4 protein-coding genes are annotated in these 4,113 nt (G+C 64.4%); 2 read left to right on the top strand and 2 right to left on the bottom strand.

All coding sequences use genetic code 11. The features are described from left to right. The first annotated feature begins 129 nt into the window (after positions 1 to 129). Both IRZ12_RS16065 and IRZ12_RS16070 read left to right on the top strand, forming a co-directional pair. Positions 130 to 537: a heme-binding protein gene (locus IRZ12_RS16065; protein WP_296470579.1), complete on the top strand. Its 408-nt coding sequence runs from the start codon at positions 130 to 132 to the stop codon at positions 535 to 537. Between the two features lie 25 nt (positions 538 to 562). Next, positions 563 to 1,888, top strand: coding sequence for an MFS transporter (locus tag IRZ12_RS16070; RefSeq protein WP_296470582.1), 1,326 nt, complete (start codon positions 563 to 565; stop codon positions 1,886 to 1,888). A 63-nt stretch (positions 1,889 to 1,951) separates the two neighbouring features. Here the strand turns inward: IRZ12_RS16070 and IRZ12_RS16075 are convergent, their stop codons facing one another. Next, a complete protein-coding gene (locus tag IRZ12_RS16075) occupies positions 1,952 to 3,463 on the bottom strand; it encodes a fumarate hydratase (RefSeq protein WP_296470585.1) in 1,512 nt (503 codons plus the stop codon). Positions 3,464 to 3,530: 67 nt separating this feature from the next. After that, positions 3,531 to 4,113: YqhA family protein (locus tag IRZ12_RS16080; RefSeq protein ID WP_296470588.1), on the bottom strand; the 583-nt coding region annotated here is incomplete at its 5' end.

The raw sequence follows: 4,113 nt of genomic DNA on the forward strand, positions 1-4,113 counted from the left end.
GTACAAAAGTGGGGCTAAGATACCGCTTCCGTGGCGTGAAGGTCAATTCACTTGTGCGGAGATTGCTATCAATTCGGTGAGGGAAGCCCCTAAAATCGCAGCTTTTCCCACCAACGAGGATTCCGCTCCATGAAGACCAAACACGTACTGACGGCCGACGACGTCAAGAAAATTCTCGCCGCCTCCGAAGCCGAAGCCCTTGCCAACAAATGGGCGGTGACGATCGCGGTCGTGGACGATGGCGGTCATCTGCTCGGCTTGCTGCGCTTGGACGGTGCCCCGCCCATTTCCGCACATATCGCCCCGGCCAAGGCCCATACGGCCGCGCTGGGCCGCCGCGAGTCCAAGGTGTACGAGGAAGTGATCAACAACGGCCGCACCTCTTTCCTCTCCGCTCCCGCCATCCAGGCCATGCTCGAGGGCGGCGTGCCCATCGTGGTCGAGGGTGAAACCATCGGCGCGGTTGGTGTCTCTGGCGTCAAGTCGAACGAAGATGCGCAAATCGCGCGGGCCGGCATCGCCGCGCTCGGCGTCTGATCCCCCGGCTGCCGGAGTGAGCGCCATGCCCAGGCCGTCCATGCGCGGTGCGCTCAACCCCGGGGTGCGCCCGCGTGAAGTCTTTGCCTGGGCGCTCTACGACTTCGCGAATTCCGGCTATACGACGGTCGTCCTGACAGCCGTCTTCAATGCTTATTTCGTCGGCGTCGTCGCTGGCAACGCCGCCTGGGCGACGCTCGCCTGGACGGCCACGCTCTCGCTTTCCTATCTCATCGTCATGCTGGCCATGCCCGGCCTCGGGGCCTGGGCCGACGCCCGAGCGGGCAAGAAGCGGCTGCTTGCGGCCAGCACGGTGGGGTGCGTCGCGGCCACGGCCGCCCTCGCCCTGGTCGGCCCGGGGGGGCTCTGGATCGCCGTGCCGGCCATCATCGTTTCCAATGTCTGTTACAGCATCGGAGAGTCGGTGATTGCCGCGTTCTTGCCGGAGCTGGCCCGTCCGCAGTACCTCGGGCGGGTCTCGGGCTGGGGATGGAGCTTCGGCTATGTGGGCGGCATGCTGACGCTCGGCCTGTCCCTGGCGCTCGTGATGGCGGCGCAGGAGGCAGGCCGGCCGGCAACTGAATTCGTTCCCTGGACGATGCTCGTGACCGCCGGCGTATTCGGCCTGGCAGCCATCCCGGTGTTCGTTTTCTTGCGAGAGAGGGCGAACCCGGGTGCGGCGCCCCAGGGCGTGCCCAGCGTGGGCGAGGTCATGCGACAGCTGGCGGCGTCTTGGCGCGACGCAAGAAACTTCCCGGATTTCCGGCGCTTGCTGGGTTGCGGGTTCTTCTACCAAGCCGGCATCGCCGTCGTCATCACCCTGGCGGCAGTTTATGCCGACCAAGTCATGCAGTTCACCCAGACCCAAACCATGATGCTGGTTTTCCTGGTCAATATCGCGGCAGCCGGGGGCGCATTCGCTTTCGGTTTCGTCGAAGACCGCATCGGGCACAAATGGGCGCTGGCGGCGACGTTGATCGGCTGGATCGCCATGGTGCTGATCGCCTTCTTCGCCCGCAGCCAGTCCGGGTTTTGGGGCGCAGCGACCATTGCGGGGCTGTGCATGGGATCGAGCCAGAGCGCCGGGCGGGCCATGACGGGCGCATTGGCCCCGGCATCACGATTGGCCGAGTTTTACGCTTTGTGGACATTTGCGACCCGGTTGGCTTCCATCGTCGGGCCGTTGACCTACGGCCTGGTCACCTGGGCGACGGCCGGCAATCATAGGCTGGGAATACTAGCGACCGGCGTGTTTTTCGTGGCCGGCTTGCTGATCCTCGCGCGCATAGACATGGGGCGCGGCGCGGAGCGGGGGAGAGAGGCCGAGGCACTCGGCGCGCGAGGTGCTTGAGCACCCCGGACAAGGCCGCCGGCCCGGCCATCCGAAGGATGGCGGGCGGCGTGCAGGGGCACGTCAGGCCAGTTCGGCGATCTTGACCTTCCAGATCTTGGGGCCGGTTTCGTGCACCGAGGTGCCGTTCGAATCCACGGCCACGGTCACGGGCATGTCCTGGACTTCGAACTCATAAATGGCTTCCATGCCAAGATCTTCGAAGCCCACGACCTTGGCTGAACGAATGGCCTTCGAGACCAAGTAGGCCGAGCCGCCGACGGCCATGAGGTAGGCCGACTTGTGCTTGCGGATGGCCTCGATGGCCACGGGGCCGCGCTCGGCCTTGCCGATCATGGCGATCAGGCCGGTCTTCTCGAGCATCATGTCGGTGAACTTGTCCATGCGGGTGGCCGTGGTGGGGCCCGCCGGGCCGACCACTTCGTCGCGCACCGGATCGACGGGGCCGACGTAGTAGATGACGCGGTTGGTGAAGTCCACCGGCAGCTTCTCGCCGCGGGCCAGCATGTCCTGGATCCGCTTGTGGGCGGCATCGCGGCCGGTCAGCATCTTGCCTGACAACAGCAGCGTCTGGCCGGGTTGCCACGACGCGACTTCTTCCTTGGTCAACGTGTTCAGGTCCACGCGCTTGGACTTGTTGTAGTCCGGCGCCCAGTGCACGTCCGGCCATTCGTCCAGCGAGGGGGGCGTCAGGTTCGCGGGGCCGGAGCCGTCCAGCACGAAATGGGTGTGGCGGGTGGCGGCGCAGTTGGGGATCATCGCCACGGGCTTGGAGGCGGCGTGGGTCGGGTACATGTTGATCTTGACGTCCAGCACGGTCGTCAGGCCACCCAGGCCCTGCGCGCCAATGCCCAGGGCATTGACCTTCTCATACAGCTCGATGCGCAGTTCTTCCAGCTTGTTGCTGGGGCCGCGCTGGAGCAGTTCGTACATGTCGATGTCTTCCATCAGCGCTTGCTTGGCCATCAGCATGGCCTTTTCGGCGGTCCCGCCGATGCCGATGCCCAGCATGCCGGGAGGGCACCAACCCGCGCCCATGGTCGGCACGGTCTTGAGCACCCAGTCCACCAGCGAGTCGCTCGGGTTGAGCATGACGAACTTGGATTTGTTTTCCGAGCCGCCGCCCTTGGCCGCGACCTGGACGTCCACCTTGTCGCCCGGCACCAGCTCCACGCTCAGCACACAGGGCGTATTGTCGCGGGTGTTCTTGCGCTCGAACTGCGGATCGGCCAGCACCGAGGCGCGCAGCTTGTTGTCCGGGTTCAGGTAGCCGCGGCGCACGCCTTCGTCGCACAGCTCCTGCAGGCTGCGCTGGGTGTCGAAGCGCACCTCCATGCCGATCTTCATGAACACGTTGACGATGCCGGTGTCCTGGCAGATCGGCCGCTTCCCTTCGGCGCACATGCGCGAGTTGGTCAGAATCTGCGCGATGGCGTCCTTGGCGGCGGGGTTCTGCTCACGCTCATAGGCGCGCGCGAGATGCCGGATGTAGTCGACCGGGTGGTAGTAGCTGATGAACTGGATCGCGTCGGCAATCGACTGGATCAGATCTTCTTCCTTGATGACGGTAGTCATGAGCGCTCCGTAAAGAGTGGGGTGGGGCGCTGGCATGCCGCCGCGCCTTTCTTGTGGCCTGTACCGGTTAATGCCCGCGGGCGTCCTGCGAGAGCATGGGCGCCATCAGGCGGTCGCAGTAGGCGATGGCCATCGCCGACAGCAGGAAAGCCAAATGGATGCCGGCTTGCGCCAAGATAGTCTTGGAATCGTAATGCGCGGCGTTGATGAACGTCTTGAGCAGGTGGATGGACGAAATCCCGATGATCGCCGTGCCCAGTTTCACCTTCAGCACCGAGGCATTGACGTGCGACAGCCACTCAGGCTGGTCGGGATGTCCCTCCAGGTGGAGCCGGGACACAAAGGTTTCATACCCGCCGACGATCACCATGATGAGCAGGTTGGAGATCATGACCACGTCGATCAGGCCGAGCACCACCAGCATGATGGTGGTTTCCGTGAGTTTGACCTGCTCGGGCACGGCAGCTGCTCCCGGGACCGCGGGCATGACGGATTCGGCCAGCATGCCGATTGCTTCTTTGTTACCGAAGGCTGCTTCTATCAGATGGACGAGCTCGAGCCAGAAGTGATAGACATACATGCACTGGGCCACGATCAGCCCGAGGTAGAGCGGGAGTTGCAGCCAGCGGCTCATGAAGATGAGCTTGGGC

It is taken from the genome of Pigmentiphaga sp. (genome assembly GCF_019689535.1).
Classification (GTDB): domain Bacteria; phylum Pseudomonadota; class Gammaproteobacteria; order Burkholderiales; family Burkholderiaceae_B; genus Pigmentiphaga.